This window comes from Frigoribacterium sp. NPDC087798 (assembly GCF_044742985.1).
Classification (GTDB): domain Bacteria; phylum Actinomycetota; class Actinomycetes; order Actinomycetales; family Microbacteriaceae; genus Frigoribacterium.
On the sequence record NZ_JBIUVP010000001.1, the window covers coordinates 563,628 to 588,438 of the forward strand.

Sequence of the window (24,811 nt, forward strand, 5' to 3'; positions counted from 1 at the left end):
GCAGGTCGCCTCCGGGACCGTCGCACGTCTCGACAGGACACCGTCATGGGTTACCTCTTCCTCGCGCTCGCCATCGTCGGCGAGGTCTTCGCCACGAGCTTCCTCAAGGTCACCAGCGGCCCCGACGCCAAGTGGTGGCAGTACGCGGCGGTCGTGGTCGGCTACGTCTTCGCGTTCGCGATGCTCTCGCAGTCGCTGAGCAAGGGCGTGCCGCTCGGCATCGCCTATGCGATCTGGGCCGGCGTCGGCGTCGTCCTCGTCGCCCTCATCAGCTGGATCTTCTTCAAGGAGCCCCTGACCCTCGTCCAGCTCGGCGGCATCGTCCTCGTCATCGGCGGCGTCACCATGCTCGAGCTCGGCGGTCGCCACGAGGCCGCGGCCTGACCCCGTGACGGACACCACGTCGGGTGACCGTCCAGCCCCGGACGCCGCGGACGCCCCTGCCCCGGACACCTCGGGCGCGCGGGCGTCGGTCGCCCCGGGGCCGGGCGAGCGGTCCGTCGGCCCCGGTGGCCAGGCCCTGACCCCGAAGGGCGAGACCAGGAGGCGCGCCCTGCTCGACGGCGTCCTGGCCGTCCTCGAGGCGGGCGGCCCCTCGGCCGTGACGCACCGCGCGGTGGCCCGCGCGGCCGGCGTCCCGGTCTCGGCGGCCACGTACTACTTCGCCGGACGCGACGACCTGCTGCGGGCGGCGCTGCGCCACGCGACCACGGACTGGGTGCGGTCGTTCGACCGACTCGAGCGCGCCTCCTCGGCGGACCTGGCCGAGACGCTCGTCCGGTACGCGATCACCGAGCGCGGGTCGGCCCGGGCGCAGTACGAGCTGCTCTTCACCGCCATGCGGGACGAGTCGCTGCGCGAGGACGCGGACCTCTGGTACTCGTCGCTCGAGCACGTGCTGAGGCGGACCGGCGTGCCGAGCGAGCGGCTCGACGTCGTGGCCCTCGCCGTCGACGGCCTGATCGTCCGCATGCTCTGGCGCGGCGAGCCCGGCACCGTGGACGCGACCGAACGGGTATTGCGGGAGATCGTCGGCCCGCTGCCCTGAGGTTCAGGCGCGGCGACGCTTCTTGAGCGACTTCTGCATCGTGATCGTGCCGAGCCAGCGGCCGAACTTGAAGCCGACCCGGCCCATGCGACCGACCTCGGTGAAGCCGAGTCGCGCGTGCAGGCCGATCGACGCCTCGGCGTTCTTGTCGGCGATGACCGCGATCATCTCGCGGATGCCCGCGTCCCGGCAGGCCTCGACGAGCGCCTCGAGCAGGGCACGGCCGAGGCCCTTGCCGGTCGAGGCGGCCCGCAGGTAGATCGAGCTCTCGACGGTGTAGCGGTAGGCCGCCTTGCCGCCCCACGGGGTCGCGAGCGCATAGCCGAGGGCCTCGCCGGACGGGTTCACCGCGACGAGGAACGGCATGCCGAGCGTCGTGACGAAGGCGAACTTGCGGCGCCACTCGGCGAGGGTCATCGCGTCCTCGTCGAAGGTGACGGACGAGTTCGCCACGTAGTGGTTGTAGATCTCCTGGACGTAGGGCAGGTCGGCGGGCGTCGCGGGTCGGATCTCGAACGTGAAGCCGGGCTCGACCGGGGCCGGGGGCCGGAGGGCTCGGGGAAGCCGACGCCGGGGCTGGTATTCCTCTTCGAGCACGGGATCACTCTGCCACGCCGGGTGCGGGACCGTCAGGCGGCGGGCGGGAGCGTCCAGTCGACGGGGTCGCCGCCCTGGGCGACGAGCAGCTCGTTCGCCCGGCTGAACGGCCGCGAGCCGAAGAACCCGCGCGACGCCGACAGGGGGCTCGGGTGCGGCGACTCGATCGAGGGGACGTCGCCGAGCATCGGCTTGAGCGCCGACGCGTCACGGCCCCAGAGGATGGCCACGAGGGGCCCTCCCCGCGCCGCGAGCACCTCGATCGCGCGCTGCGTGACCGGTTCCCAGCCCTTGCCGCGGTGCGACGCCGTCTCGCCCGGACGCACCGTGAGCACCCGGTTGAGCAGCAGCACGCCGTGGCGCGACCACGAGGTCAGGTCACCGTGCTCGACGACGGGGACGCCGAGGTCGTCGTGCAGCTCGCGATAGATGTTCGCGAGGCTGCGCGGCACCGGGCGCACGTGCGGGTCGACGGCGAACGACAGCCCGATCGGGTGGCCGGGCGTCGGATAGGGGTCCTGACCGACGATCAGGACGCGCACCTCGTCGAGCGGCTGTCGGAAGGCGCGCAGCACGTCCTCGCCGGCGGGCAGGTAACCGCGCCCCGCGCGCACCTCGGCTCGCAGGTACTCGCCCATGTCGGTGATGCGGTCGGCCACGGGTTCGAGCGCGGTCGCCCACGAGGGGTCGATCTGCTCCGAGAGCGGTCGACGGTGGTCGTGCGCCTCGACGGTCACTCGACCCCGAGCGTGCCGACCGAGACGCCGACGATCTCGCCGTCGTCGTCGAGCTGCGGTTCGACCCGCCAGACGCTGCCGGTGCCGAGCACCGCGAGGGCGCCCTCGCCGACGACCAGGGCGGTGTTCTCGTCGATGGCGACGCCACCACGGACGAGTCCCGCCTCGGTGGCGGCGATGAGCCTGGTCAGGGTGCCCCACTGGGCGGCGTGCACGTCGATGGCGAGGTCGACGAGGCCGAGTCCGTCGGCGAGGGTGACCTCGTCCAGGTCTTCTGCCGCGTCCTCGGGGCAGACCGGGACGTCGCCGATCAACCAGCCGCCGAGCAGGGCGCGGTCCGCGGCGATCATGGCGCCGGCCGAGAAACCGAGGTAGGGCAGCCCGTCGGCCACCAGGAGGCGCACCTGGTCGATCAACGGAGCGACCGCGTCGAGGTAGGCGGGGGTGAGCCCACCCGCCACCAGCAGGCCGTCGACGTCGCTCAGCACGCGGGTGTCGAACTCGTCCCCGGCGGAGACGATGGTGGTCAGGGCCTCACAGCGCCCCCCGGCGGCCAGCATGGCGGGGTAGCCGTCACGGAACTCGGCGGACGGCGAGTCGTCGGCCACGACGATCAGCACGGCGATGCGCGGCACGCTCCGACCGACGGCGGCACCGCGGACGGCGGCCTCGGCGACGAAGAGGTCGTACAGCTCGGTGTCGTCGGGCGACCAGCCGCCGCCCACCAGGTGGATGCTCACTCGCCCGCCCCCGCTCCGACCTCACGCGTGACGGGCGGCAGTGCGCTCCACGGGAAGGTGATCCACTGGTCGGTGCGCTTCCAGACGAAGTCGGGCTCGAGCACGGTGCGGGGCTTGCTGTAGAGGCAGACCGTGCGGACCTCGGAGGCCACCTCGGCGAGCAGGTCGCGCACGAGCACGAGGGTGCGCCCCGAGTCGGACACGTCGTCGACGACGAGGACCTTCTTGCCCCCGAGCGACGGGGCGTCGAGGGTCGGGGGCAGCAGCACGGGCTCGGGCAGCCGCTCGTCGACGCCCGTGTAGAACTCGACGTTGATGGAACCGCACATCTTGGTGTCGAGCGCATAGGCCACGGCACCGGCGAGCACGAGCCCCCCGCGGGCGACGGCGACGATCACGTCGGGCGTGAACCCCGCCTGGACGACGTCGGCGGCCAGGTGGCGGGCGGCCTCACCGAACTCGAGCCAGCCCAGCACCTCCCGCTCGGGAGCCTCGACCTCGGGTCGTGCGGGGGCGGCCTGGCTGTCGTCGGGTGGGGTGACCATGCCGACAACCGTAACGCGCGTAGGGCTCCCCGCGTCACGCCGGGACCCAGGCACCCCCGGGAGGCGCGAAGACCGTGTCGACGCCGTCGGACCACAGCAGCGAGTCCGGCTCGCGGTCGGTGACGCCCGGCAGGCCGCCGTCGGCGACGAGCTCGTCGTCGAGGTCGACCAGCTCGGCCCGGCGCAGCGACCAGGTGTCGTGCCGGTTCGGCCAGTACCGGGTGCGCCCGCCGCGGGCGACGTGCATGCCCCAGCGGGCGGTGAGGAACTCGGCGAGCGGGTCGCCGTCGACCACCTGGTCGGTGGGACGGACGGACAGGCGCGACGACGGGTTCGCCCCCGGCCCGAGCCGGGTGCTGCGGTAGGTCACGACCCCGTCGACCCGGGACTCGCGCATCGACGCCCACCGGTACGGCAGGCCGAGGCCGACGTTCGCCGCGAGCACCGAGACGAGGCGCTGCGCCTCGAGGGTGCGGAACACCACGCCGCGTCGGCCCAGGGCGTCGACCGAGTACAGCCGCACGTTCGTCTCGAGGAAGTCCCCGGCCCAGGGCACCGCGGGCAGCGGCCCGAAGGCGCTGCCCGTCAGCTTGAACGGGATGAGCCCGACCCAGGTCGACCCGTCGAACACGTCGGGCCGCGTGCCGGGCGGCAGCAGCGGGGCGACGCGATCGGGCTCGACCCGCCAGTGTGCGAAGGCCAGGCCGCCCCAGTGCTGTCGGATGAACGCGGGGCGGAGCAACGGAGGTGCGGTGCGGGACACCGGATCGGCTTCGGCCCCCGGCGTGGTCTGGTCCATGTGGCCCACGGTACGGGCGACCGCCTGGGCGGTCCACAGCCTCGGACGAGCTGCCGCCCCCGGCCCTCCCCGGGCCGCCTCAGAGCAGGCGGACGAGTTCGGGGATGCGACCGCGGAACGGGAAGAAGCCCCGGGAGGCGGACGGCCACGCCTCGCCGTCCCACCGCCGCCGGACGGTGACGAGGTCGATCCCCTCGGCAGAGAGGGCTCCGCGCACGGACGTCAGTCGCTCCTGGACGGGACCGACCGGGGCGTACGGCGTCACCACCGTGTCGAGCCCCTCGGACCGCGCCCACTCGACGACGGCGGCGGGCCGTGCGTCGGTGAGCGTCCGGGCGGGCCGACCGTCGGCGTCCCGCGTCCGTGTCGCCGCGTCGTCCCGAGCGCCCGTCGTGAAGGCCACGACGGCGGCGGAGGCGCCCTGTGGGGACCGGCCTCCGGGGTCGGCGGAGACGGCCACGGCCGACAGCCGCGCGACGAGACCGGGGCGTTCGGCGAGCAGGCTCTCGGGCTCGAGGTCCTCCTCGTGGAGCAGCAGCCCGACCCGCCCACCCGGGGAGCCGACGACGTCGGCGGCCTCGACGGGCGTCCGTGGCGGCAACGGCTCCTCGTCGAGGGCCCTGGCCGTGGTGGCGAGACCCTCGGGCGAGAACCGACCGTCGGTGAAGCGCGAGATGTTCGAGGCCGTCGCGAGGTAGGTCTTGCCGGCGGTCTGCAGGCCCGCCACCCAGCGCCAGGACAGGGTGTTCGAGGCCGCGTCCCCGTCGAGCAGGTGGCGGAGGAAGAAGTCGGCGCCCAGGTGCCACGGAAGGCCGAGGGTGAAGATCCAGACGCTGGCGAACCACATGCGCGCGTGGTTGTGGAGGTACCCGGTGTCGACGAGCTCGCGCACCCAGGCGTCCATCGCGTCGATGCCGGTGCGGCCGGCGACCGCCTCGTCGTACCCCGCGGGGACGCCGGCGTCGACGGCGCGGTCGACGGCGCGTCGGTACCGCCGCCACACCTCGGGGTTCTGCTCCAGCCAGCCCTTCCAGTAGGTGCGCCAGAACACCTCCTGCACGAACGTCTCCGCCGCACCGAGCGTGTGACGCTCGAGGACCGCGCCGACGACCTCGCGTTCCGTCACGAGACGGTGGCGGAGGTACGGCGACAGTCCCGAGACGGTGCGGCGTGAGACCCCGAGGTCGTGGTTCCGGTCACGGGCGTAGGCGGAGCCGGCGAGGGGCAGGAACTCGTCGAGGGCCTCGAGGCCGGCGACTCTGGTCGGGACGATCACACGTCCATCTTGCGACCCCGGACCCGTGGGGGCACGGGGAACGCCGTCGCGATCAGGAGACGTCAGTGGCGGACGGTGGCCGAACGCAGCGGTTCGAGCTGGTCGATCGGCAGACCGACGTGCGTTCCGCGCAGCAGCCCGAGCAGGCGACCGGCCACGAGACCGACGGCCGCGGCGGCCAGCACCGCCGTGCCGCGCCGACGACCGACGAACGAACGCCACGCGCCCGAGGCCAGGCGGGCGGCCGTGACGCCCGGGACGGCGGCGGTGTCGGCTTCTCCGCCGAGGGAGCGTCGCAGCGCGGCCTGGGTGACGCCGCGGTCGACGGCGGCGCCGACGACCGCGCTCCGGCGCGTCCGCGAGGGACGCACGGTGCGCGAGACCCTGGCCGACGAGGTCGACACGACCCGCGCCTCCGGCTCGTCCGCGGCGAGGCGCAGGCACAGCTCGACGAACTCGGCGCCGCGGGGCACGCCCTCACGGGCGTCGACACCGCTGGCCAGGCCACCGACCTGGAGCAGGTCCCACCGTCGGAAGGCCACGGTCGCTCCCGCCACGTCGTCGAGGCCGACGAGGCCGTCGGGTCGCGAGCGGGGCGTGCAGTCCACGGCCCAGAGCAGGTCGTCGGGCAGGGCGGACGAGGCCGCACCGGGCCAGGTCGGTTCGGTCCGTCCCACGACCGCGATGACGTCGACCTGGTCGAACGGGGCGGCGAGCGCCCGGGCCCAGCCGGCGTGGGCGACGCAGTCCGCGTCGAGGAACGCGACGACGTCGCCGCGTGCCGACTCGATGCCGGTGTCGCGGCTGCCGGCGAGCCCCGGGGTGCGGGTGTTGTCGACGACGAGCAGGTCGTCGTACCGGTGGCGCAGGTGGTCGCGGAGTCGCGGTGCCCGATCGACGACCACGAGGACGTCGTGCACGTCGCCGTCGCGGAGGACGGAGTCGAGCGCGGCCGTCAGGCCGTCGAAGGGGGTGGATTCGTCGGCGCAGACGACGACGCTCACGCGGGGGGCCGGGGGGACGGAAGGCAGGGAGGTGCGGACGCGGAGGGTCACGGGGGTTCCTCTGGGTTCGTCGACGGTCGCCGTCGCGCCGCAGGGCGTCGCGTTCGGGTGGCGACCCTCGTCGGAGGGTGCGTTCGGGTGGCGTCGTCGGGAGGGGTGGCCCGACGTCGTCGGCCGGCGGTCGATTCGGGCGACCACGGGCAGAGGCACGTCCCGGATTCGGGTTCGGGACGTCCTGACCTCCACAACGGTACGGGTCCCTCCTGGGAAGACGAAGAACGAGGGGGTCCCCCGTTCGAGGGGGCCTCGTCCGGGTGACGTCCGGGTGGGGGCCGGGTGGCGACCGGTCCGCGTCGGCTCCCCCCGGGTGAGGCTCGCCGTCCCGCGCCGTTCTGCGGCCCTCCGGGCGCCGGACGGCAGGAGGCGCGGGCACCGTCGGCAGCGTTCCCCCGGTCGCCGAGCGGGTCGTCCCCCGCCGGAACCACCCGCTGGTGACCCGTGTGACGCGTCGTCCGCCCACCCGTCGCGGCCCCGCCCACCCGGTCGTCGCTCCCCCGCGCGCCGGTAGGGTCGGGGCCTGACCCGCCACCACGAGAGGACGTCGACCAGTGCCCCACGGACCGGGAACGCGCCGTCGCGCGGAACGCACGGCGCTCGAGCGCGCGGTCGACGAAGGCCTGTTGATCGTCCGGGCGGCCCTGGTGGTGGCCGTCACGAACCAGATCATCCGCCGTGCCCTGCAGGAGCGCCTCCCGTTCGACGAGGACGTCGCGACGCGGGTCACCCGCGACGAGATCGACCGCCTGACGGCCGAGCAGACGTCGGCCGCGGTGCGCGTCCGCCGACTGCGTCGGATGACCGGCCGGTCGTATGGCCAGTCCCGTCACCAGTTCGACTACCGTCCCGAGGACGCCGACGCCCTGAAGCTCCGCGAGGCCGCGTCGAAGGGCGTGGCCCGGGCGCTGGCCGCCCGCCGGGAGGACGACGACTTCGTGGCCGAGGTCGTCGCGGACGCCCGGTCGCGAGCGTGGGACGACGTCGGGCAGACGGTCGTCGACCGGCTCGGCTGGGCGGTGCGCCCGGCCGACGACTACGACGACGGGCGCCACGAGCGCCTGCGCGACCTCGTCGAGGGCGACCTCGCGGCGCTGCGCGAGAGCCGCGCGGACGGTGGGGCCGGCTCGGTCAGTCCTTCTTGACCCTCAGCTCGCCCTTGGCGACCTTGTACGTCGCCGCCTGGGCCACGGGCTTGATGGTCACCAGGTCGAGGTTGACGTGGGCCGGCAGCTCGACCGAGTGCACGATCGACTCGGCCACGTCGTCGGCCGTCAACGGCGACTCGACGTCGCGGTAGACCGCGTCGGCGCGGTCCTGGTCGCCGCCGAAGCGCACGAGCGAGAACTCCTCGGTGTGCACCATTCCCGGCGCGATCTCGATGACCCGGATCGGCTCCCCGGCCAGCTCGAGCCGCAGCACGGCCACGAGGGCGTGCTCGGCGAACTTCGAGGCGTTGTAGCCACCGCCGTTCTCGTAGGCGACGTGACCGGCGATCGACGTGACGGTCACGATGTCGGCGCCCCGCGCCTCCTCGGCTCCGTGGCGGAGCGAGGGCAGCAGGGCGGTGACCGCGCGCTTGGTGCCCAGGACGTTGACGTCGAACATGCGCTGCCAGTCGTCGATCGAGCCGTTCTCGACGCTGTCGAGTCCGAACGCCCCACCCGCGTTGTTGACCAGGGCGTGCAACGGTCCGGTCTCCTCGACGTGGGCCCGCAGGGCGGCCACGTCGCCGTCACTGGTGAGGTCGGCCCGGAACCAGGCCGCCCCCGTCTCGTCGGCGAGCGCCCGGAGGCGGTCCTCGCGTCGCGCGACGGCCAGGACCTCCCAGCCGCGCGAGCGGAACGACCGCACCGTCGCCGCTCCGATGCCCGAGCTCGCTCCCGTCACCACGACCCGCTTCGCCACGTCTGCCTCCTGTTGCCTCGTTCGTGGTCGTCGCCCGCTGCGGGCGCACCGCCCCACGCTAGCGGCCCCGTTACGTCCCGTGTCCGGCATCGTGGACGGTCGGGGGCACGGTCCGTACCGTGGCTGTCACCGCAGACCCCCGCCGACGACCCCGGCCCACGCACCCCCGACCGCAGGAGCACACCATGACCGACGCCCAGCCCGCCTGGAAGTTCGAGACGCAGCAGATCCACGCCGGGGCCCAGCCCGACCCGACGACCCATGCCCGCGCCACGCCGATCTACAAGACGACGTCGTACGTCTTCCGGGACGCGCAACACGCGCAGGACCTCTTCGCCCTCGCCGAGAACGGCAACATCTACTCGCGCATCATGAACCCCACCCACGACGTCGTGGAGAAGCGCATCGCCGCGCTCGAGGGCGGGACGGGTGCCCTGCTGGTGTCGTCGGGCCAGGCGGCGTCGACCTTCGCCGTGCTGAACATCGCCGAGGCGGGCGACCACATCGTGTCGTCGTCGTCGATCTACGGCGGCACGTACAACCTCTTCAAGTACACGCTCGCGAAGCTCGGCATCGAGACGACGTTCGTCGAGAACCAGGACGACGCCGACGAGTGGCGCCGCGCCGTGCGTCCGAACACGAAGCTGTTCTTCGCCGAGACGATCGGCAACCCGAAGATCAACATCCTCGACCTCGAGAAGGTGTCCGGGGTGGCGCACGCCGAGGGCGTCCCGCTGATCGTGGACAACACGATCGCGACGCCGTACCTGATCCGGCCGCTCGAGCACGGGGCCGACATCGTCGTGCACTCGGCGACGAAGTTCCTCGGCGGGCACGGCACCGTCATCGGCGGGTTCATCGTCGACGGCGGGACCTTCCCGTGGTCGTCCCACGCGGAGCGCTTCCCCGGTCTGACGCAGCCCGACCCGTCGTACCACGGGGCCGTCTACACGCAGGCCGTCGGCGACGCTCTCGCCTACGTCATCAAGGCGCGCGTGCAGCTGCTGCGCGACCTCGGGGCGTCCAACAGCCCCGACACGGCCTTCTCGTTGATCCAGGGCATCGAGACGCTCAGCCTGCGGATCGAGCGACACGTCCAGAACGCGCAAGAGGTGGCGGAGTGGCTCGACGCCCGCGACGACGTCGCCGCGGTGTACTACGCGGGCCTGCCGACGAGCCCCTGGTACGCGGCGGCGAACAAGTACGCACCCAAGGGCGTCGGGGCCGTGCTGTCCTTCGAGCTCAAGGGAGGCGTCGACGCCGGCCGAGCGCTCGTCGACGCCCTCGAGCTCTTCAGCCACCTCGCGAACATCGGCGACGTGCGCAGCCTCGTGATCCACCCCGCCTCGACGACGCACTCGCAGCTCACCCCCGAGCAGCAGCTCACGACCGGCGTCACGCCGGGGCTCGTCCGCCTCTCGGTCGGCCTCGAGAACGTCGACGACCTGAAGGCCGACCTCGACGCGGGCTTCGCGGCGGCGCGCGCCGTCACCCGGGAGGCGCTCCGCAGCAGCTAGGACGGGCGGCGGCCGGTGGGAGCCTGCGCGGTGGACTCGAGGAGGCGCGGTGTGCGTAACAAACGCACCGCGCCTCCTCGGCTCGTCCAGGATGGACGTCACATGGACTGGCAGAGCACACCCGAGGACACCGTCCCGTCGAGCGTCATCAGCGAGCACACGCGCCTGGCGATGCTCGGCCGGCCGCCGGTCACCGGCGCCTGGCGCGACGGCGACGACCCCGGCGGGCGGTCGTTCGTGACCCTGGACGACCTCGTGCTCGAGAGCGGCGTCACGCTGCCCCGACCGCGGCTCGCCGTCGAGACCTGGGGCCAACTCGACGCCGAGCGGAGCAACGCCGTGCTCGTCTCGCACGCCCTCACCGGCGACAGCCACGTCGCCGGCGCGGCCGGCCCCGGCCACCCCACGGCGGGCTGGTGGAACGGCGTCGTCGGCCCGGGACTCGCGATCGACACCGATCGCTGGTTCGTCGTCGCGCCGAACGTGCTCGGGGGCTGCCAGGGCAGCACCGGCCCCTCGTCCTTCGCGCCGGACGCCGTCGAGTGGGGTTCGAGGTTCCCGCACCTGACGATCCGGGACCAGGTCGCCGCCCAGGCGGCGTTGGCCGACCACCTCGGCATCGAGCGGTGGGCCGCGGTCGTCGGCGGGTCGATGGGAGGCATGCACGCCCTCGAGTGGGCGATCACGCACCCCTCTCGCGTCGCCCGGCTCGCGGTGCTGGCCGCGCCGCCGGTCGTGAGCGCCGACCAGATCGCCCTGAACACGGTGCAGTACGAGGCCATCCGGATGGACGCCGCCTTCGACGGTGGCGACTACTACGACGCCGTCGACGGCCCGTACCGCGGCCTCGCCCTCGCCCGGCGGATGGCCCTGCTCAACTACCGCTCGCCCGACGAACTGAACGCCCGCTTCGGTCGCAGCTGGCAGAGCGAGATCTCACCGTTGGGCGGTCCGGGACGGTTCCAGGTCGAGAGCTACCTCGACTTCCACGGCAACAAGTTCACCCGCCGCTTCGACGCGGGCAGCTACGTGACCCTGCTCGGTGCCATGAACTCGCACGACGTCGGGCGGGACCGGGGCGGCGTGGCGGCGGCGCTGAACCGCATCACGGCTCCGACGCTGGTGCTCGGCGTCGACAGCGACCGGCTCTTCCCCGTGTCCGACCAGCGGGTCATCGCACGACACCTGCGGCACGGCCTGGACGGCGACGGCGTGGCCGTGGTCGAGAGCCCCTACGGGCACGACGGATTCCTCATCGAAGGCGACGCGGTGGGCGCCCAGCTGCGCCGTTTGCTCGACTGACCCCAGTTCGGTGGACACCACGGGGTACAGTTCCGCATCGCGACCGGATCGTTACCCCGACAATCGGCGTTTCGGGCCGTGCACGACCCCCTGAGAGGGGGCTGGGTGTGAAAACATGAGGAGTCGCCAGCCACCCGGCAGCCGTGACGCCACCGTCGGAAGCCACTCACGAATCATGGACATCTTCGCCCAAGAGCGCGATCGTCTGCTCAGCAGCACGACCCGCACCCTGGGGCTCGCCTGCGCGGCGGTCTCGGTCGTGGCCCTGGCGATCCCCGGTGTGACCGACCCCCTGCACCTCGCGGCGATCGCCCCGCTCGCCGCTCTGCTCGTCGTGTCGCTGCTCTTCGTCACCGGGCCGCGCGCCCGCGTCTGGGTCCCGGTCGGGCTGGCCTCGGGCATCGCGGCGACCGTGGTCGCCCTGTTGCCCGCCGGTGGCCCCGACGACGGTCCGCTCGCCACCGCGATCATCCCCCTGGCCGGTGGTGCGACCGCCGCCTTCAGCCTCATGCTCTCGTCCAGTCGCCCACGGCTGACCACGGCGGTCGTGGCCTTCGTCGTCGAACTGACCCTGGTGGCCCTGGCGACCGGCTCGCCGTTCACCTTCCCGGTCGCGGCCGTGCTGCTCGGCTGGGTGTCCTGCTTCGTCACGGGCCTCTGGCTCGGACGCGCCGTGCCCCTGGCGGCACGCCGCATCTACAGCATCGGCAACGCCCACCGGGCCGAACGTCAGGCCAGCGAGACCGAGGCCCAGCGGCGGCAGGGCGCCCGCCTGCTACACGACACCGTGCTGGCCACGCTGACCCTGCTCGCCCACTCGGGGTTCGGCGTCACGCCCCAGGCGCTCCAGGACCAGGCGGCCGAGGACGCACGCCTGCTGCGCCACCTCCGTCTCGGCGGCACGCCGCAGCCGCAGGCGTCGGGCGACTACAGCCTCGAGACGGTCGAGGAGTCCCCGCTCGGTCAGACCCTCGAGTCGGTCAAGCAGCGCTTCGGCCGCATGGGCCTCGAGGTGAGCTGGCACGGCACCGGCCAGGTCCTGCTGCCCACCCACGTGCTCGACGCGTTCCTGCTGGCCCTCGCGGAGTGCCTCGAGAACGTGCGACGTCACGCCGGCGTGACCGAGGCCCACGTCACGATCATCCACGACGACTCGATGGTCCGTGCAATGGTCACGGATGCGGGCGTCGGGTTCGACCTCGCCGGCATCAGCGAAGAGCGCCTGGGCTTCAAGGAGTCCGTCGTCGGCCGGCTGCACGAGGTCGGCGGCAGCGCCCGTCTGTTCTCGTCGCCCGGGTCGGGCACCACCGTCGTCCTGGAGGCACCGCGATGAGCGTCGACGAGAACACCTTCGGGATCGTCCGGGGCCGCCGAGCCGCTCGCGGCCTGCCGATCAGTTCGACCGGAGCGCGATCGCTGCGCCAGGCCCGTGCGGCCGGTGCCACCCTCGGCACCGGGTACCTGGGCGTCGGCGCGGCCGTGGTCGCCGCGCTCCAGGCCGTGTACGGCCTCGCCTTCTTCCTCAGCCACCTCTCGGCCTACCCCGACGTCGCCCCCGTCCTGATCTCGTGGCTGCTCTACGTGGCGACCTTCATCGGCACGGCCGTGCTCGTGACCGTCCGGGGCGAGCGGCTGACCACGGGCGTCTTCGCCGTGATCGGGGTCGTCCTGGCCGTCGTCGTCACGCTGGACTTCGTCGCCATCTGGCCGCTGCACGACGTGGGCGCCTATGCCACGTCGAGCGTCGCCGTCGGCTTCGGCCTGCTGCCCATCGTCACCCTCAGGCCCGTGCGAGAGGTCGTCACGGCCACCGCCCTGCTGTTCGTGGCGTTCGTCGTCATGGTGGCGCTCTCGACCCCCGTGACCAGCGACTCGGGCCCGCAGCAGATCACCGTCGTGGCCCTGGCCGTCCTGCCGAGCGCCATCGCCACCTTCGCGGTGCACCGCTTCCGTCGCATGGTGCAGGTCGAACTCGACCGGGTACTCGTGCAGAGCAACGTGTCACAGCCCCGTTTCGCGGTGGGCATGCTCGCCAGCGACGAACTGGCGCGACTCGACCTCGCGGCCGAGAAGCTGCTCGACGGCGTCGCGAACGGCGACGTGCCCCTGCCCCTGTCGCCCAAGGTCGCGTCGCAGGCCGCGTCGCTCGCCACCGAACTGCGCCTGCACCTCATCGAGGGCCGGCGCGAGACCTGGCTGCACCACGCCGTCACCGAGTCCGAGTACCTCGGCCGGTCGGTCGCGCTGGTCGACCCGTCGTCGCTCGCCGGCCTGCTCGCCCCGGCACAGCGCGACGGACTGCTCCAGGGCGTCTGGTTGCTGCTCGGCGACTCGAAGAGCCGCGCACCGGGCACGACGATCCAGCTGACCCTCGGCCCGGTGACCGCCGCGTCCCAGTCCTTCGCCGGTCGCAGCGTCTGCGTGCCCGTCGTGCTCTCGACCACGGGCATCCGCCGCAACCGCGTCACGCCCGCCACCTGGAACGCCCTCGAGCGTGCCGGTGAGTACGTCGTCTCGACCCACGAGTCGAGCGTCAAGATCTCGGTCAACTGCATCGTGGACAACCCCGCCGAGGCCTGACCCGCCGAGCACCCCGCGTGGCCCGGCCCCATCACCACCCCCGCCCGTAGCATGAACCCCACTCCGTCCTGAAAGAAGGTCCCGACGTGTCAGACCACGACGACCGCATCCGCCTCGCCCTCGTAGACGACCACAAGATGCTCCTGGGCGCCCTCAGCGAGTGGATCCGTGGTGCCGCGAGCGACATCTCGATGGTCGCCGCCGTCGCGTCCTGGCCCGAGCTGCTCACGCACCCCGAGTTCCCGGTCGACGTCGTGCTGCTCGACCTCGACTTGAAGGACAACATCCCGATCTCGCTCAAGATCAACACGCTCAAGACGACGGGCGTCAAGACCGTGCTGATGAGCACCTACTCCGAGCCCAACGTGGTGCGCGAGGCCCTCGCCGCCGGCGCCCTGGGGTACCTCGTCAAGAGCGAGGACGCCGAGATGATCGTCGAGGCGATCCGCTCGGCCGCCAAGGGAGAGTCGTACATCTCGGCCGAACTCGACCTGGCCCTCAACGCCGCCGAGGTGGGTGGTGTGCCGAAGCTCAGCGCGCAGGAACGCCGGGTCATGGCTCTCTACGGCGGTGGCGAGCCGGTCAAGGCCGTCGCCTACCAGCTCGGCATCAGCGAAGAGACGGCCAAGAGCTACCTCAAGCGCATCCGCGAGAAGTACCGCGTCGCCGGCTACGACGTCGGCACCAAGGTCGCCCTCCGGAAGCGCGCCATCCAGGACGGCATCCTCCTCCAGACCGACACGCCGGCCCAGACCAGCTTCTGACGCCCGGCCCCACGCGGAGAACGGCCCGACCCCCTCAGGGGCCGGGCCGTTCGTCGTCTGCGTGACCCGCGCCTCCTCGGGACAGGGCCGTTCGTCGTCTGCCCGACCCGCGCCTCCTCGGGTCCTGTCGTCCCGCTTCGGCGGGGCGAGGGAGGCTAGGCCGAGACCGACTCGCGTTCGGCGGCCGTGACCCGTGCCGCTCCGCGCCGGTCGTCGACTCGCTGCATGCCGAAGCTGATCATGGTCAGGACGACCCCGGCCAGGGCGAGCACGACGCCGACCCACCCGGGTGCCGAGAAGCCGAGGCCCGCCGCGATGACCGCGCCGCCGAGGTACGCGCCGAAGCTGTTGCCGAGGTTCATGGCCGAGTGGTTCAGGGCGGCTCCGATGACCTGGCTCTCGCCCGCGACCTCCATCAGGCGGGACTGGACCGAGGGACCGACGCTCGAGCCGACGAGGCCGACGAAGAACGTGCTGACGAAGATGCCGACGATCGAGCTCGACGTGAGCGCGTAGGCCGAGAGCGCGGCGATGAGGCCGACGAAGCCCAGGTACATGGCGAGTTTGAGCGACCGGTCGGCCAGCCAACCGCCGAGCAGGTTCCCGATGGTCATGCCGACGCCGACCGTGACGAGCACCCAGGGCACGACGCCCTGGGACACACCCGCGCCCTCGGTCACGGCGTTGGCGATGTAGCTGTAGACCGCGAAGAACCCGCCGAAGCCGATGGCTCCGATGCCCATCACGAGCCACACCTGTGGCTGCTTGAACGCCCGCAGCTCGCGCTTCATCGAGGCGGACGCGTCGCCGTCCTGGTGCGGCACGGCGAGGGCGACGGCGGCGAAGGTCAGGGCGAAGATGAGGGCCACGGCGAGGTAGGCGACGCGCCACCCGGCTTGCTGGCCGAGCCAGGTGATCGAGGGCACGCCGATGACGTTCGCGATCGTCAGGCCGCTGAGGACGAGCGCGACGCCCTTGCCCCGGTTGCCCGGCCCCATGATCGACGCGGCGACGATGGACGCGATGCCGAAGTACGCGCCGTGCGGCAGACCCGCGGCGAAGCGTGCGGCCAGCACCCAGCCGAACGACGGCAGCAGGGCCGACGCGATCGTGCCGACCGTGAAGGCGGCGAGGAGCGCCAGGAGCAACTTCTTCTTCGGGAAGTGCGACGACATCGCGGCGATGGTCGGGGCCCCGACGACGACGCCGAGGGCGTAGGCGCTGATCAACCAGCCGGCCTGGGCGATGCCGGCGTCGGCCGACCGCGAATAGAGATCGGGCAGCAGGTCGCCCGCCATGTTCGGCAGGAGGCCCATGGCCACGAACTCGGTCGAGCCGATTCCGAACCCGCCGAGGGCGAGGGCGATCAAGGCGGCCGTGCGACGACGGCGGGAGAGGTGGGTCACGAGCGGGCCTTTGCGGATCGAGAAGAGCCAGAGGAGAAGGGAGGAACGACCTTCGCTCGTCATCGAGCAGGGCATCTGCGGAGGAGCGACACGTCGCGCCTCCCTCCTGATCGTATCGATTCGACCGGCGGTTGCCAACCGTCCGTCGGCACTCCGATCCGTCCGGCGAAACACCCGCATCCAGCGATCTGGCGTCGAGCCGCTCCGTGCCGCTAGATTCGAGCGTTCCGTTCCTTCCCGATGGGTTCTCGCATGTCCACACCCGGCTCCTCCCCCGCCGCCACCCTCCGAGGGCTCGGGGGCTCCGGCGACCCGATCCGGCCTCCCGCGCGGACCCTCGTCGGGGCCCTGACGGTCGTCGCGCTCGTGTTGGTCTCCACGCTGGTCGGCCTGGCGGTTCCCCCTCCGGCGCACGCAGCGACGACGGGGTACGTGACCGGGCACCTGACGGGGACCGATCCCTCGCGCAGCGACTTCATCGCCGAGGCACGGTTGATCCGCCCCGACGGAGCCGAGGTGGGCTCGACCCAGTTCGTCGACCGCACCACGGGCGCCTACACCCTCGAGGTCGTGACCGCCGGTCGCTACACGGTGCTGTTCAAGGACGGCGACACGCGCCGGAGCCAGTACTGGGGTGGAGCCCACGATCTCACCGGAGCCCGCTGGTTCGACGTGGCCGACGGCCAGACCGTCACCGACGTCGACGCCCGCCTGGTCGTCCAGGAGGCCCTGGCGGGGCGTGTGTGGCTCGGCGGGGGTCGTGACGACTTCGCCGCCGTCGGCAACGCCGACATCTCGGTCGTCAACGTCGACACCGGCGACCATTCGTCGGCCCTGACCGACTCGAGAGGCGCCTACTCGGTCGCGGTCGACCCCGGCCGCTACCGCATCCGCGCCTCGGTCAGGCCCTCACCCGACGCGCCGGACCTCTCGACGTCGTGGTTCGGGGGCGCCGCGGCCGAATCCGACGCGACGATCGTGACCGTGGCCAAGGACGCCCGGCTCTCGGGACTCGACCTGCAGGTCGAGAAGTCGGCCGTCCTGACGGGTTCGGTGACCCCGGTCCTGGACGACCCCCTCGACGTCGGCTTCAGCGCAGAAGCGTGGACGACCGACTCGCGAGGTCGTTGGTACCTCGCGACGGGGGCGGCGATCCGGAAGGGGACGTTCGCGTTCCACGGGCTGCCGGCGGGTGACTACGTCGTGCGGTTGACGGGCCTCCCCCTGAACCGCACCGACGACTCCGCCCCCGCCGTCGCGCCCCGCTACGCACCCGGTGTGGAGAACCGCGACGACGCGACGCGTTACCGTGTCGCCAGCGGCGAGACGCGCTCGGTGGGAACGGTCCTCCTCCCGCCCCTTCGTCAGACCACCACCCGCATCTCCGGCCCCGATCGCTTCGCCGTCGCTGCGGCCATGTCCTCACGGTTCACCGAGACCGGCGGCACGGTCGTCGTCGCCAACGGGCTGGGCTTCCCCGATGCGCTGTCGGCCGGACCGGCCGCGGCGCATCTCGACGCCCCCCTCCTGTTGGTCACCCCGACCACCGTTCCCGACGTCGTCGCCGCCGAGCTGAAGCGCCTGCGACCGAAGACGGTCGTCGTCGTCGGTGGTCCCGTCTCGATCTCGCCGGACGTCGAGAAGGCCCTCGGCGTCGTGGCCACCCCGACGAGCGGTCCGCGCTCGACGGTGGTGCGGATCGGCGGCGCCGATCGGTACGCGACGTCCCGAGCCATCGCGCGCTATGCCTTCGTCTCGTCCGACGCCCCTGCCGCGACCACGGCCACCTCACCGGGCCGCGTGCTGTACCTGGCCTCGGGTTCGGGGTTCGCGGACGCCCTCTCGGCCGGTGCCGCGGCTGCGGAGGCCGACGCCCCGCTCGTGATGGTGGACGGCCGGGCGGCACGCGCCGACGACGCGACGCGCGAGCTGTGGGGCGATCTGGGCAGCCCTGCAGCCATCGGCGTGGGAGGCCCGCGGGCCATGTCCCCCGGCATCGCCACGTCCCTGTCGGGCACCGACCGCGGCGGGCAGATCGTCGGCGCCGATCGCTACGAGGTGTCCCACCACACCACACGCGGGGCGTTCGACGAAGCCGGCACGGTCTATCTCGCCACCGGCGTCAACTACCCCGACGCGCTGTCGGGCGCAGCCCTCGCAGCCCGGACCTCGTCGCCACTGTTCATCGTGCCGGGCACGTGCGTGCCGGCATCGATCCTGCACGACCTCGACGTCCTCCAGACCGAGCACGTGGTCCTGCTCGGAGGCCAGCAGGCCCTCTCGTCCCGGGTCGACTCCCTCACGGCCTGCTGACGGCGGCGTCCCGTTCCCCACGCCGGACCGACGCGACGGTGGTCCGGCCCTGCGTGATGCGGTCAGGCGTCGCCGAGTGCGGCTTCGAGTCGTTCGACCTTGCCGGTCAGTTCGCCGGTGCGTCCCGGCCGGATGTCGGCCTTGAGCACGAGGGAGACGCGCGAGCCGAAGGCGCCGACGGCCTCGGTCGCGGCCTTGACGACGGCCATCACCTCGTCCCACTCGCCCTCGATCTCGGTGAACATCGACGAGGTGTGGTTCGGCAGCCCGGACGCCCGCACGACCGCGACGGCGGCGGCCACGGCCGAGTGGACCGAGTCGGGCTCGGAGCCGGCGGACGGCCCGCCCTCGGGAGCGGCACCACTGGGCGAGACGGAGAACGCGACGATCATGCGTCCATCCTCGCGTGTGCGGGCCGCAGGCGCCAGAGCGTCACGACCGTCCACCCCAGCAGTCCGAGCTCGAGCACGGCCCGCACGGTGACCACGGCCACCAGGTCGGGTCGCGCGGCGAGCAGGGCGTCGTACTCGAGGGGGTAGACCACCTGGGTCAGCCCCGCGACGACCACGGCCGCCACCGCCGGCACGACGAACCGCGGCCCGCCCGACCGTGCGAGCACGAGCCCGACGACGACGGGCACGGCGAGCCAGGCCACGAACTGCGGCGAACCGACCTTGTTGGTCACGATCAGGGCGACGACGACGGCGAGCGACAACGGACCCAGGAGGCGCGTGGCCGTCACCCCGCGGCGCACGGCCCGCAAGCCCAGCAGCACGACGCCGAGCACGACCGCGGCCATCACGAGGCTCATCGCCTTCGCGGCGAACCCCACCCCGTCGCCGGCGATCTGGTACGTCAGGATCTCGCGGTCGTAGTAGACGAAGGTGCCGGGCACCCCCGCGGCCGCGCGCCAGAGCCAGAGCACGGCTGCGGGCGACTCGACCTGGAGACCGCGACCGGCCTGCTGGCCGACGAAGCCGAAGACGTTCCACCCGCTGCCGAGCACGAGCGAGACGGACACCACGACCGCACTCGTCACCGCCGCCGCCACGACGACCTCGACCCGACGACGCAGGGCGAGGACGGCGACCACCACGAGAGCGGCGGGCCAGACCTTGACCCAGGCCGCGATCGTGAGCAGGGCGGACGCCGCCGAGGGCCGCGTCGAGACGAGCAACAGCCCCACCAGCGCGATCGAGACCGTGACGGCGTCGATGCGGCCGAGGGCGATCGGCCCGAGGGCGACGAGGAACGCCAGCCACCACCAGGCGGCGACCACGGACCCGGCACGCCGCCGCGCCACGAGCACGACGAAGGCGCCGGCGTTCAGCAGGGACACCAGCACGAGCCACACGGCCCCGTACCCGGAGTCGCCCCCCAGGCGGGCGAGCAGCATCGGCACCGCGGCGAGAAGCGGGTAGACCCACGGGCGGTCGACGCCCACCCAGTCGCCCCCGCCGACGCCCTGCTGCATCCAGGTGCGGTAGACGACGTCGACGTCGCCCAGGGTGCGGTTGCCGCCGACGAGGTTGAGCCGGACGAGCCAGGCGTGCACGAGCACGAAGGCGATGCCCAGCACGACCGGCGACGTCACGAACGACCTCGCCCGGTCGACGAACGTCGTCGGGCCGACGGCGACGGGTCGGGTGCCCGACGTCCGCGCCGCGCGGACGATCGGTGCCCCGGGGGTGGCCGACGCGGGGGGCACGGAGGTCGGCATGCCCACAGGCTAGCCGCCAGCCCCGACGCCGGGCGTCATGCGTCGGCCGACGTCCGCGGTCGCCGCTACGATCCCTCTCATGCGCAGACCCGCCTCCCTCCGACTCGTCGCGACCGCCGCCGCCCTCGTTCTGGCCGGGTCGCTCGCCGCCTGCTCGTCCGACGGGGGCTCTGGTGCCGACGGGGCGGCCGTCCCTCCGGTCACCGACGGCAAGATCACCGTCGCGACGGGTGAACCGGCCTACGGCCCCTGGGTCGAGGACGACGACCCGACCTCGGGCAAGGGCTACGAGGCCGCCGTCGCCTACGCGGTCGCCGAGAAGCTGGGCTACGACGACTCCGACGTGGTCTGGGTGCGGACCACGTTCGACGAGGCCATCGCGCCCGGGCCGAAGACCTTCGACCTCAACCTGCAGCAGTTCTCGATCACCGACCAGCGCAGGAAGGCCGTCGACTTCTCGGCCGCCTACTACGAGACGCGCCAGGCGGTCGTCACCCTGCCCGGCACCTCCGCGGCCGACGCCACCTCGATCGCCGGCCTGAAGGGCCTCGCCATCGGCGCCCAGAGCGGCACGACGAGCTTCACCGCCGCCGAGGACGCCATCGACCCCGAGGGCGGAGTCCAGGCCTACAACTCGAACGACGACGCCAAGGCGGCCCTCGAGGCCGGCCAGGTCGACGCCATCGTGCTCGACGTCCCCACGGCCACGTACTTCGTCGAGGGCGGCGTCGTGCTCGGCCAGCTGCCCGCCACCGACGGGGCGAGCGACCAGCTCGGCATCGTCCTGCCGCTCGGCAGCTCCCTGACCGCCGACGTCACGAAGGCCGTCGACGACCTCCGGGCCGACGGCACGCTCGCCGAGCTGCAGAAGCAGTGGCTGGCCGACTACGACGTGAAAGAGCTGTCGTAGCGCCTCGCACGGTCGCGGCCGGCCCGGTGGCCGTCAGCGACCTCGAACTCGACCGGCGCGCGTTCCGTCGACGACAGTCGACCCGCTCCGTGGTGATCGCCGCCGTCAGCACGGTCGCCTTCGCCGCCCTCGCGTGGTGGGCGGTCACCAGCACGCCCGGCTGGTCCCGAGTGCAGTTCAGCTTCCTCGACGGGGCCACCTTCGCGTCGGCCTGGCCCCGCGTGATCGAGGGCCTCTGGCTGAACGTGCGGGTCCTGCTGGTCGCCGCCGTCGGCGTGGCCGTCGTCAGCACCGTCCTGTCGGCACTGCGCACCCTGCGGGGTCCGGTCTTCTTCCCCGTCCGGGCGCTGGTGCGGGGCTACACCGACCTCTTCCGCGGCATGCCGCTGATCATCGTGCTCTACCTCGTCGGCTTCGGCGTGCCGGGCCTCGGGCTCGGCATCCCACGCCTGCCCGCCGAGTTCTGGGGCACGATCGCGCTGGTCCTCACCTACTCGGCCTACGTGTCCGAGGTCATCCGCGCCGGCATCGACGCCGTCCACCCGTCGCAGCGCCTCGCGGCCCGGTCGCTCGGCCTCAGCCACGCCAAGACCCTTCGCCTCGTCGTGTTCCCGCAGGCACTGCGCAAGGTCACGCCCGCCCTCATGAACGACTTCGTCTCGATGCAGAAAGACGTCGGCCTCATCTCCGTGCTCGGGGCGGTCGACGCCGTCCGCGCCGCCCAGATCGAGACCGCGACCGCGGCGAACTTCACGCCCTACGTGCTGGCCGGGCTGTTGTTCGTGCTGCTGGCCCTGCCGACCATCTGGCTGACCGACTGGCTGTCGGCGCGCCTCCGTCGCCGCGAACAGGCGGGCAGCGTCGTATGAGCAGCTCCACCCCCGACCCCACCCCAGGAGGCGCGGTGCCCGTCACCCCCGCAGCCCTCGGCCCCGAGACGGTGCTGCGCCTCGAAGGGGTCCGCAAGTCCTTCGGCGACACGGTCGTGCTCGACGGCATCGACCTGGACGTCGCGCGGGACGAGGTCGTGGCGCTGATCGGCGCCAGCGGCTCGGGCAAGTCGACGCTGCTCCGCACCGTGAACCTGCTCGAGCAGATCGACGACGGACGCATCGTGCTCGGCGACGACGACATCACCGACCCCCGGGTGCGCGTCGACGCCGTCCGGGCCCGCATCGGCGTCGTCTTTCAGCACTTCAACCTCTTCCCGCACCTGACCGTGCTCGACAACGTCGCCCTGGCCAGTCGCCACGTGCTGCGCCAACCCAAGGCCGCGGCGAACGAGCGTGCCCTCGAGGTCCTCACGCGCGTGGGTCTCGGCGACAAGGCCGGCGCCTACCCCGACCGCCTCTCGGGCGGACAGCAGCAGCGGGTCGCCATCGCCCGGGCCCTCGCCCCGCGACCCGCCGTGCTGCTGCTCGACGAGATCACGAGCGCTCTCGACCCCGAGCTGGTGGGCGAGGTGCTCGACCTCGTGCGCACGCTGAAGGAGGTCGGCACGACGATCCTCATGGCGACGCACGAGATGGCCTTCGCCCGCGACGTCGCCGACCGGGTCGTCTTCCTCGACCGGGGCCGGATCGCCGAGCAGGGTCCGCCCGCGCAGCTCTTCACGGTCCCCCGCGAGGTGCGCACCCAGGAGTTCCTCACGCGGTTCACCGCTCACTGACCGGGATCGACCGGCACCGGCCCCGGCCCCGGCCCCGGCCCCGGCCCCGGGCCAGGGCCAGCTCTGGACCCGGGCCCGGTCCGACTCGGCCCGCTCGGGCGCCCACCGTCTTCACCTGCGCCTCCCAGGTTCTTGCGAAGGAGACACGTCACCATCGGTTCAGCCCCGTGGACTCGCCGCGCGTCACGCCGACCCCTCCGAAGGACGAAGACCATGAAGAAGAAGACCAAGATCGGGCTCGGCGTCGCCGCAGCCGTCGTCGTCGTCCTGGGGGCCACCGCGGCCTTCGCCGGGCCGGCCTTCTACCGCGACGTGATCGTCGGCGAACCCGAGGCCGCGCCCACCGCCTCCCTCACCCCCGGGTCGAGCACGCTCGACCCCAGCCAGCTCGCAGGCGACTGGAGCATCGGTGACGGCAGCACGGCCGGCTACCGCGTCGACGAGGTGCTGAACGGCACCGACGTCACCGTCGTCGGCAAGACCGACCAGGTCTCCGGCACGATCACCGTCGACGGGACGACCATCTCGGCCGCAACCATCGACGTCGACGTCGCCTCGATCGCGACCGACAGCGGCAACCGCGACGACTACTTCCGGGGCACCGCCATGCAGGTGAACAAGTACCCCACGGCCACGTTCACGCTGACCCAGCCGATCGAGGCGGCCGTCCCCTCCGACGGTGACGTGGCCAAGGTCGACGCGACCGGCGAGCTGACCATGCACGGCGTCACGAAGACCGTCACGGTGCCCCTGCAGGCGGCCCTGTCGGGCGACGGCGTCCAGGTGAGCGGGTCGATCCCGGTGACCTTCTCGGACTACGGCGTCGACGCGCCGAGCCTCGGCTTCGTCAAGGTCGAAGACCAGGGAACGGTCGAGTTCCTCGTGGCGGCGACCCCCGCCTCCTGAGTCCCGGGCGCTCGCGCGTCGAGCGCCGCACCACGACCTGAGCGTCGCACCGCCGATCTCGGCGGTGCGACGCTCAACTCGTGGTGCCGTGCGCCTGGGCCGGGCTAGCCCCGGCGCAACAGCTCCGCGATCGTGGCGGGCAGGGCGTCGACCAGGCCGAGCACCGTGAACGGCCCGCCGGCACCCGCCCGGGAGGCCGCGAGGCCGTGGAGCACCGCAGCGGTCGCGGCCGACCGGGCCAGCGCCTCCTCGTCCGCGGCGATCTCGTCGGCGTGCGTCGCGACCAGGGCCCCCAGGACTCCCCCGAGCGCATCGCCCGCGCCGGCGGTGGCCAACCACGTCGGCGCGCTGGCGGCGACGAGGCGCGTGCCGCCGGGCGAGGCGACGTACGTGCGGTGCCCCTTGACGAGCACCGTGCAGCCCCACTCCCCGGCCGCGCGCTCGGCGGCACCGGCCGGGTCGGCGGCCACGTCGGCGACCTCGCGGCCCGAGGCCTTCGCCAGCTCGCGGAAGTGCGGCGTCAGCACCACCGGCCCGGTGGCCTGCTCGCGGAGCGACAGCGCTCCGGCGTCGAGCACGAGCGGCAGCCCCGAGGAGGCGCCGGTCGCGAAGCCGTCGCGCGTCTCGTCGTCGAGGTGGTCCGGGTCCACGCCCGAGCCGAGCAACCACGCCTGCACGCGACCCGGGCTCGTCACGGCCTCGGGCCGACGGTGCAGCACGAAGTCGGAGGCGCGGGCGGGGCCCAGGTACCGCAGCATGCCGACGCCGGTGTGCAACGCGGCCTCGACGCCGAGCACGGCGGCGCCCGGGTAGGCGCTCGAGCCGGTCACGACGCCGAGCACGCCTCGGCTGTACTTGTCGTCGTCGACCGCCGGCACGGCGATCTGGTCGGCGGCGTCGGAGGGGGTCCAGTCGGTGAAGCGGGTGTCGGAGGTCACGCCCCGACGGTAGTCGGCCGAGCCCCGCCCGGCCCCGCCCGGCCCTCCGCGGCCGCGCCCGCCCGACGCGCGCCCACC

At 72.9% G+C, this 24,811-nt stretch carries 25 protein-coding genes; 13 read left to right on the plus strand and 12 right to left on the minus strand.

The genetic code is table 11. The features are described from left to right. Window positions 1-45: 45 nt before the first annotated feature. Entirely contained in the window at window positions 46-384 is a 339-nt protein-coding gene (locus tag ACIOSR_RS02655) for a multidrug efflux SMR transporter (RefSeq protein ID WP_056045992.1), read from the plus strand. Between the two features lie 4 nt (window positions 385-388). After that, window positions 389-1,048: a TetR/AcrR family transcriptional regulator gene (locus ACIOSR_RS02660; RefSeq protein ID WP_402751764.1), complete on the plus strand. Its 660-nt coding sequence runs from the start codon at window positions 389-391 to the stop codon at window positions 1,046-1,048. A gap of 3 nt (window positions 1,049-1,051) precedes the next feature. Here the strand turns inward: ACIOSR_RS02660 and ACIOSR_RS02665 are convergent, their stop codons facing one another. The 7 genes from ACIOSR_RS02665 to ACIOSR_RS02695 form a co-directional block, all read right to left on the minus strand. After that, on the minus strand, window positions 1,052-1,645 hold the full coding sequence (locus tag ACIOSR_RS02665) for a GNAT family N-acetyltransferase (protein WP_173151016.1): 594 nt from the start codon (window positions 1,643-1,645) through the stop codon (window positions 1,052-1,054). Between the two features lie 32 nt (window positions 1,646-1,677). Further along, a complete protein-coding gene (locus tag ACIOSR_RS02670) occupies window positions 1,678-2,382 on the minus strand; it encodes a uracil-DNA glycosylase (RefSeq protein ID WP_173151017.1) in 705 nt (234 codons plus the stop codon). Next, the gene (locus ACIOSR_RS02675; protein ID WP_371740329.1) at window positions 2,379-3,122 is read right to left on the minus strand and encodes a Type 1 glutamine amidotransferase-like domain-containing protein; all 744 of its coding nucleotides are present in this window, start codon (window positions 3,120-3,122) and stop codon (window positions 2,379-2,381) included. The genes ACIOSR_RS02670 and ACIOSR_RS02675 overlap by 4 nt, the downstream gene beginning before the upstream one ends. Then, window positions 3,119-3,667 carry a phosphoribosyltransferase gene (locus tag ACIOSR_RS02680; protein ID WP_402751765.1) on the minus strand — a complete coding sequence of 183 codons (549 nt, stop codon included), beginning with the start codon at window positions 3,665-3,667 and terminating at the stop codon, window positions 3,119-3,121. The genes ACIOSR_RS02675 and ACIOSR_RS02680 overlap by 4 nt, the downstream gene beginning before the upstream one ends. Window positions 3,668-3,701: 34 nt before the next feature. After that, window positions 3,702-4,466: a YqjF family protein gene (locus ACIOSR_RS02685; RefSeq protein WP_402751766.1), complete on the minus strand. Its 765-nt coding sequence runs from the start codon at window positions 4,464-4,466 to the stop codon at window positions 3,702-3,704. A gap of 79 nt (window positions 4,467-4,545) precedes the next feature. Continuing rightward, window positions 4,546-5,742, minus strand: a complete 1,197-nt coding sequence (locus ACIOSR_RS02690) for an FAD-binding domain-containing protein (RefSeq protein WP_402751767.1) — start codon at window positions 5,740-5,742, stop codon at window positions 4,546-4,548. 62 nt (window positions 5,743-5,804) lie between these two features. Next, window positions 5,805-6,797, minus strand: a complete 993-nt coding sequence (locus ACIOSR_RS02695) for a glycosyltransferase family 2 protein (protein ID WP_402751768.1) — start codon at window positions 6,795-6,797, stop codon at window positions 5,805-5,807. 557 nt (window positions 6,798-7,354) lie between these two features. Between ACIOSR_RS02695 and ACIOSR_RS02700 the strand changes: the two genes are divergently transcribed. Continuing rightward, window positions 7,355-7,945 carry a hypothetical protein gene (locus tag ACIOSR_RS02700; RefSeq protein WP_402751769.1) on the plus strand — a complete coding sequence of 197 codons (591 nt, stop codon included), beginning with the start codon at window positions 7,355-7,357 and terminating at the stop codon, window positions 7,943-7,945. On the opposite strand, the gene ACIOSR_RS02705 is transcribed toward ACIOSR_RS02700, so the two are convergent. Then, window positions 7,932-8,708: an SDR family oxidoreductase gene (locus tag ACIOSR_RS02705; RefSeq protein WP_402751770.1), complete on the minus strand. Its 777-nt coding sequence runs from the start codon at window positions 8,706-8,708 to the stop codon at window positions 7,932-7,934. The genes ACIOSR_RS02700 and ACIOSR_RS02705 overlap by 14 nt on opposite strands. A gap of 185 nt (window positions 8,709-8,893) precedes the next feature. On the opposite strand from ACIOSR_RS02705, the gene ACIOSR_RS02710 reads away from it, so the two are divergent. The 5 genes from ACIOSR_RS02710 to ACIOSR_RS02730 all read left to right on the plus strand — a co-directional run bounded on the left by ACIOSR_RS02710 (window position 8,894) and on the right by ACIOSR_RS02730 (window position 14,871). Next, entirely contained in the window at window positions 8,894-10,225 is a 1,332-nt protein-coding gene (locus ACIOSR_RS02710; RefSeq protein ID WP_159825286.1) for a bifunctional o-acetylhomoserine/o-acetylserine sulfhydrylase, read from the plus strand. Window positions 10,226-10,327: 102 nt separating this feature from the next. Next, window positions 10,328-11,527 (plus strand): homoserine O-acetyltransferase, encoded by a 1,200-nt coding sequence (locus ACIOSR_RS02715; protein ID WP_402752199.1) that lies wholly within the window; start codon window positions 10,328-10,330, stop codon window positions 11,525-11,527. A gap of 175 nt (window positions 11,528-11,702) precedes the next feature. After that, window positions 11,703-12,860, plus strand: coding sequence for a sensor histidine kinase (locus ACIOSR_RS02720; protein ID WP_056046025.1), 1,158 nt, complete (start codon window positions 11,703-11,705; stop codon window positions 12,858-12,860). Next, window positions 12,857-14,107, plus strand: coding sequence for a hypothetical protein (locus tag ACIOSR_RS02725; RefSeq protein ID WP_056046027.1), 1,251 nt, complete (start codon window positions 12,857-12,859; stop codon window positions 14,105-14,107). Before ACIOSR_RS02720 ends, ACIOSR_RS02725 begins: the two co-directional genes overlap by 4 nt. Window positions 14,108-14,193: 86 nt before the next feature. Next, the gene (locus tag ACIOSR_RS02730) at window positions 14,194-14,871 is read left to right on the plus strand and encodes a response regulator transcription factor (protein ID WP_043593728.1); all 678 of its coding nucleotides are present in this window, start codon (window positions 14,194-14,196) and stop codon (window positions 14,869-14,871) included. Window positions 14,872-15,026: 155 nt separating this feature from the next. Here the strand turns inward: ACIOSR_RS02730 and ACIOSR_RS02735 are convergent, their stop codons facing one another. Beyond that, entirely contained in the window at window positions 15,027-16,277 is a 1,251-nt protein-coding gene (locus tag ACIOSR_RS02735) for an MFS transporter (RefSeq protein ID WP_236556851.1), read from the minus strand. A 252-nt stretch (window positions 16,278-16,529) separates the two neighbouring features. Here ACIOSR_RS02735 and ACIOSR_RS02740 point away from each other — a divergent pair, with 252 nt between their 5' ends. Then, the gene (locus ACIOSR_RS02740; RefSeq protein WP_402751771.1) at window positions 16,530-18,590 is read left to right on the plus strand and encodes a cell wall-binding repeat-containing protein; all 2,061 of its coding nucleotides are present in this window, start codon (window positions 16,530-16,532) and stop codon (window positions 18,588-18,590) included. A 62-nt stretch (window positions 18,591-18,652) separates the two neighbouring features. Here the strand turns inward: ACIOSR_RS02740 and ACIOSR_RS02745 are convergent, their stop codons facing one another. Together ACIOSR_RS02745 and ACIOSR_RS02750 are read right to left on the minus strand one after the other, a co-directional pair. Continuing rightward, window positions 18,653-18,982, minus strand: coding sequence for a thiamine-binding protein (locus ACIOSR_RS02745; RefSeq protein WP_056046030.1), 330 nt, complete (start codon window positions 18,980-18,982; stop codon window positions 18,653-18,655). Beyond that, window positions 18,979-20,310: a hypothetical protein gene (locus ACIOSR_RS02750; protein WP_402751772.1), complete on the minus strand. Its 1,332-nt coding sequence runs from the start codon at window positions 20,308-20,310 to the stop codon at window positions 18,979-18,981. The genes ACIOSR_RS02745 and ACIOSR_RS02750 overlap by 4 nt, the downstream gene beginning before the upstream one ends. 79 nt (window positions 20,311-20,389) lie before the next feature. On the opposite strand from ACIOSR_RS02750, the gene ACIOSR_RS02755 reads away from it, so the two are divergent. From ACIOSR_RS02755 to ACIOSR_RS02770, 4 genes are all read left to right on the plus strand, one after another. Next, window positions 20,390-21,220: an ABC transporter substrate-binding protein gene (locus ACIOSR_RS02755; RefSeq protein ID WP_402751773.1), complete on the plus strand. Its 831-nt coding sequence runs from the start codon at window positions 20,390-20,392 to the stop codon at window positions 21,218-21,220. 26 nt (window positions 21,221-21,246) lie between these two features. Further along, entirely contained in the window at window positions 21,247-22,089 is an 843-nt protein-coding gene (locus ACIOSR_RS02760; RefSeq protein WP_056046032.1) for an amino acid ABC transporter permease, read from the plus strand. Then, window positions 22,086-22,889, plus strand: a complete 804-nt coding sequence (locus ACIOSR_RS02765) for an amino acid ABC transporter ATP-binding protein (RefSeq protein ID WP_402751774.1) — start codon at window positions 22,086-22,088, stop codon at window positions 22,887-22,889. The genes ACIOSR_RS02760 and ACIOSR_RS02765 overlap by 4 nt, the downstream gene beginning before the upstream one ends. Window positions 22,890-23,102: 213 nt before the next feature. Beyond that, window positions 23,103-23,795: a YceI family protein gene (locus tag ACIOSR_RS02770; RefSeq protein WP_123570289.1), complete on the plus strand. Its 693-nt coding sequence runs from the start codon at window positions 23,103-23,105 to the stop codon at window positions 23,793-23,795. Between the two features lie 104 nt (window positions 23,796-23,899). Here ACIOSR_RS02770 and ACIOSR_RS02775 read toward each other — a convergent pair whose 3' ends face one another. Next, window positions 23,900-24,733, minus strand: coding sequence for an ADP/ATP-dependent (S)-NAD(P)H-hydrate dehydratase (locus ACIOSR_RS02775; protein WP_123570290.1), 834 nt, complete (start codon window positions 24,731-24,733; stop codon window positions 23,900-23,902). Window positions 24,734-24,811: the final 78 nt, after the last annotated feature.

Coding starts and splice junctions, on each gene's coding strand:
- ACIOSR_RS02680 (WP_402751765.1), bottom strand. CDS start 3,667: ATGGTCACCCCACCCGACGACAGCCAGGCCGCCCCCGCACGACCCGAG.
- ACIOSR_RS02770 (WP_123570289.1), top strand. CDS start 23,103: ATGAAGAAGAAGACCAAGATCGGGCTCGGCGTCGCCGCAGCCGTCGTC.
- ACIOSR_RS02745 (WP_056046030.1), bottom strand. CDS start 18,982: ATGATCGTCGCGTTCTCCGTCTCGCCCAGTGGTGCCGCTCCCGAGGGC.
- ACIOSR_RS02685 (WP_402751766.1), bottom strand. CDS start 4,466: ATGGACCAGACCACGCCGGGGGCCGAAGCCGATCCGGTGTCCCGCACC.
- ACIOSR_RS02740 (WP_402751771.1), top strand. CDS start 16,530: ATGTCCACACCCGGCTCCTCCCCCGCCGCCACCCTCCGAGGGCTCGGG.
- ACIOSR_RS02710 (WP_159825286.1), top strand. CDS start 8,894: ATGACCGACGCCCAGCCCGCCTGGAAGTTCGAGACGCAGCAGATCCAC.
- ACIOSR_RS02655 (WP_056045992.1), top strand. CDS start 46: ATGGGTTACCTCTTCCTCGCGCTCGCCATCGTCGGCGAGGTCTTCGCC.
- ACIOSR_RS02715 (WP_402752199.1), top strand. CDS start 10,328: ATGGACTGGCAGAGCACACCCGAGGACACCGTCCCGTCGAGCGTCATC.
- ACIOSR_RS02755 (WP_402751773.1), top strand. CDS start 20,390: ATGCGCAGACCCGCCTCCCTCCGACTCGTCGCGACCGCCGCCGCCCTC.
- ACIOSR_RS02765 (WP_402751774.1), top strand. CDS start 22,086: ATGAGCAGCTCCACCCCCGACCCCACCCCAGGAGGCGCGGTGCCCGTC.
- ACIOSR_RS02725 (WP_056046027.1), top strand. CDS start 12,857: ATGAGCGTCGACGAGAACACCTTCGGGATCGTCCGGGGCCGCCGAGCC.
- ACIOSR_RS02720 (WP_056046025.1), top strand. CDS start 11,703: ATGGACATCTTCGCCCAAGAGCGCGATCGTCTGCTCAGCAGCACGACC.
- ACIOSR_RS02750 (WP_402751772.1), bottom strand. CDS start 20,310: ATGCCGACCTCCGTGCCCCCCGCGTCGGCCACCCCCGGGGCACCGATC.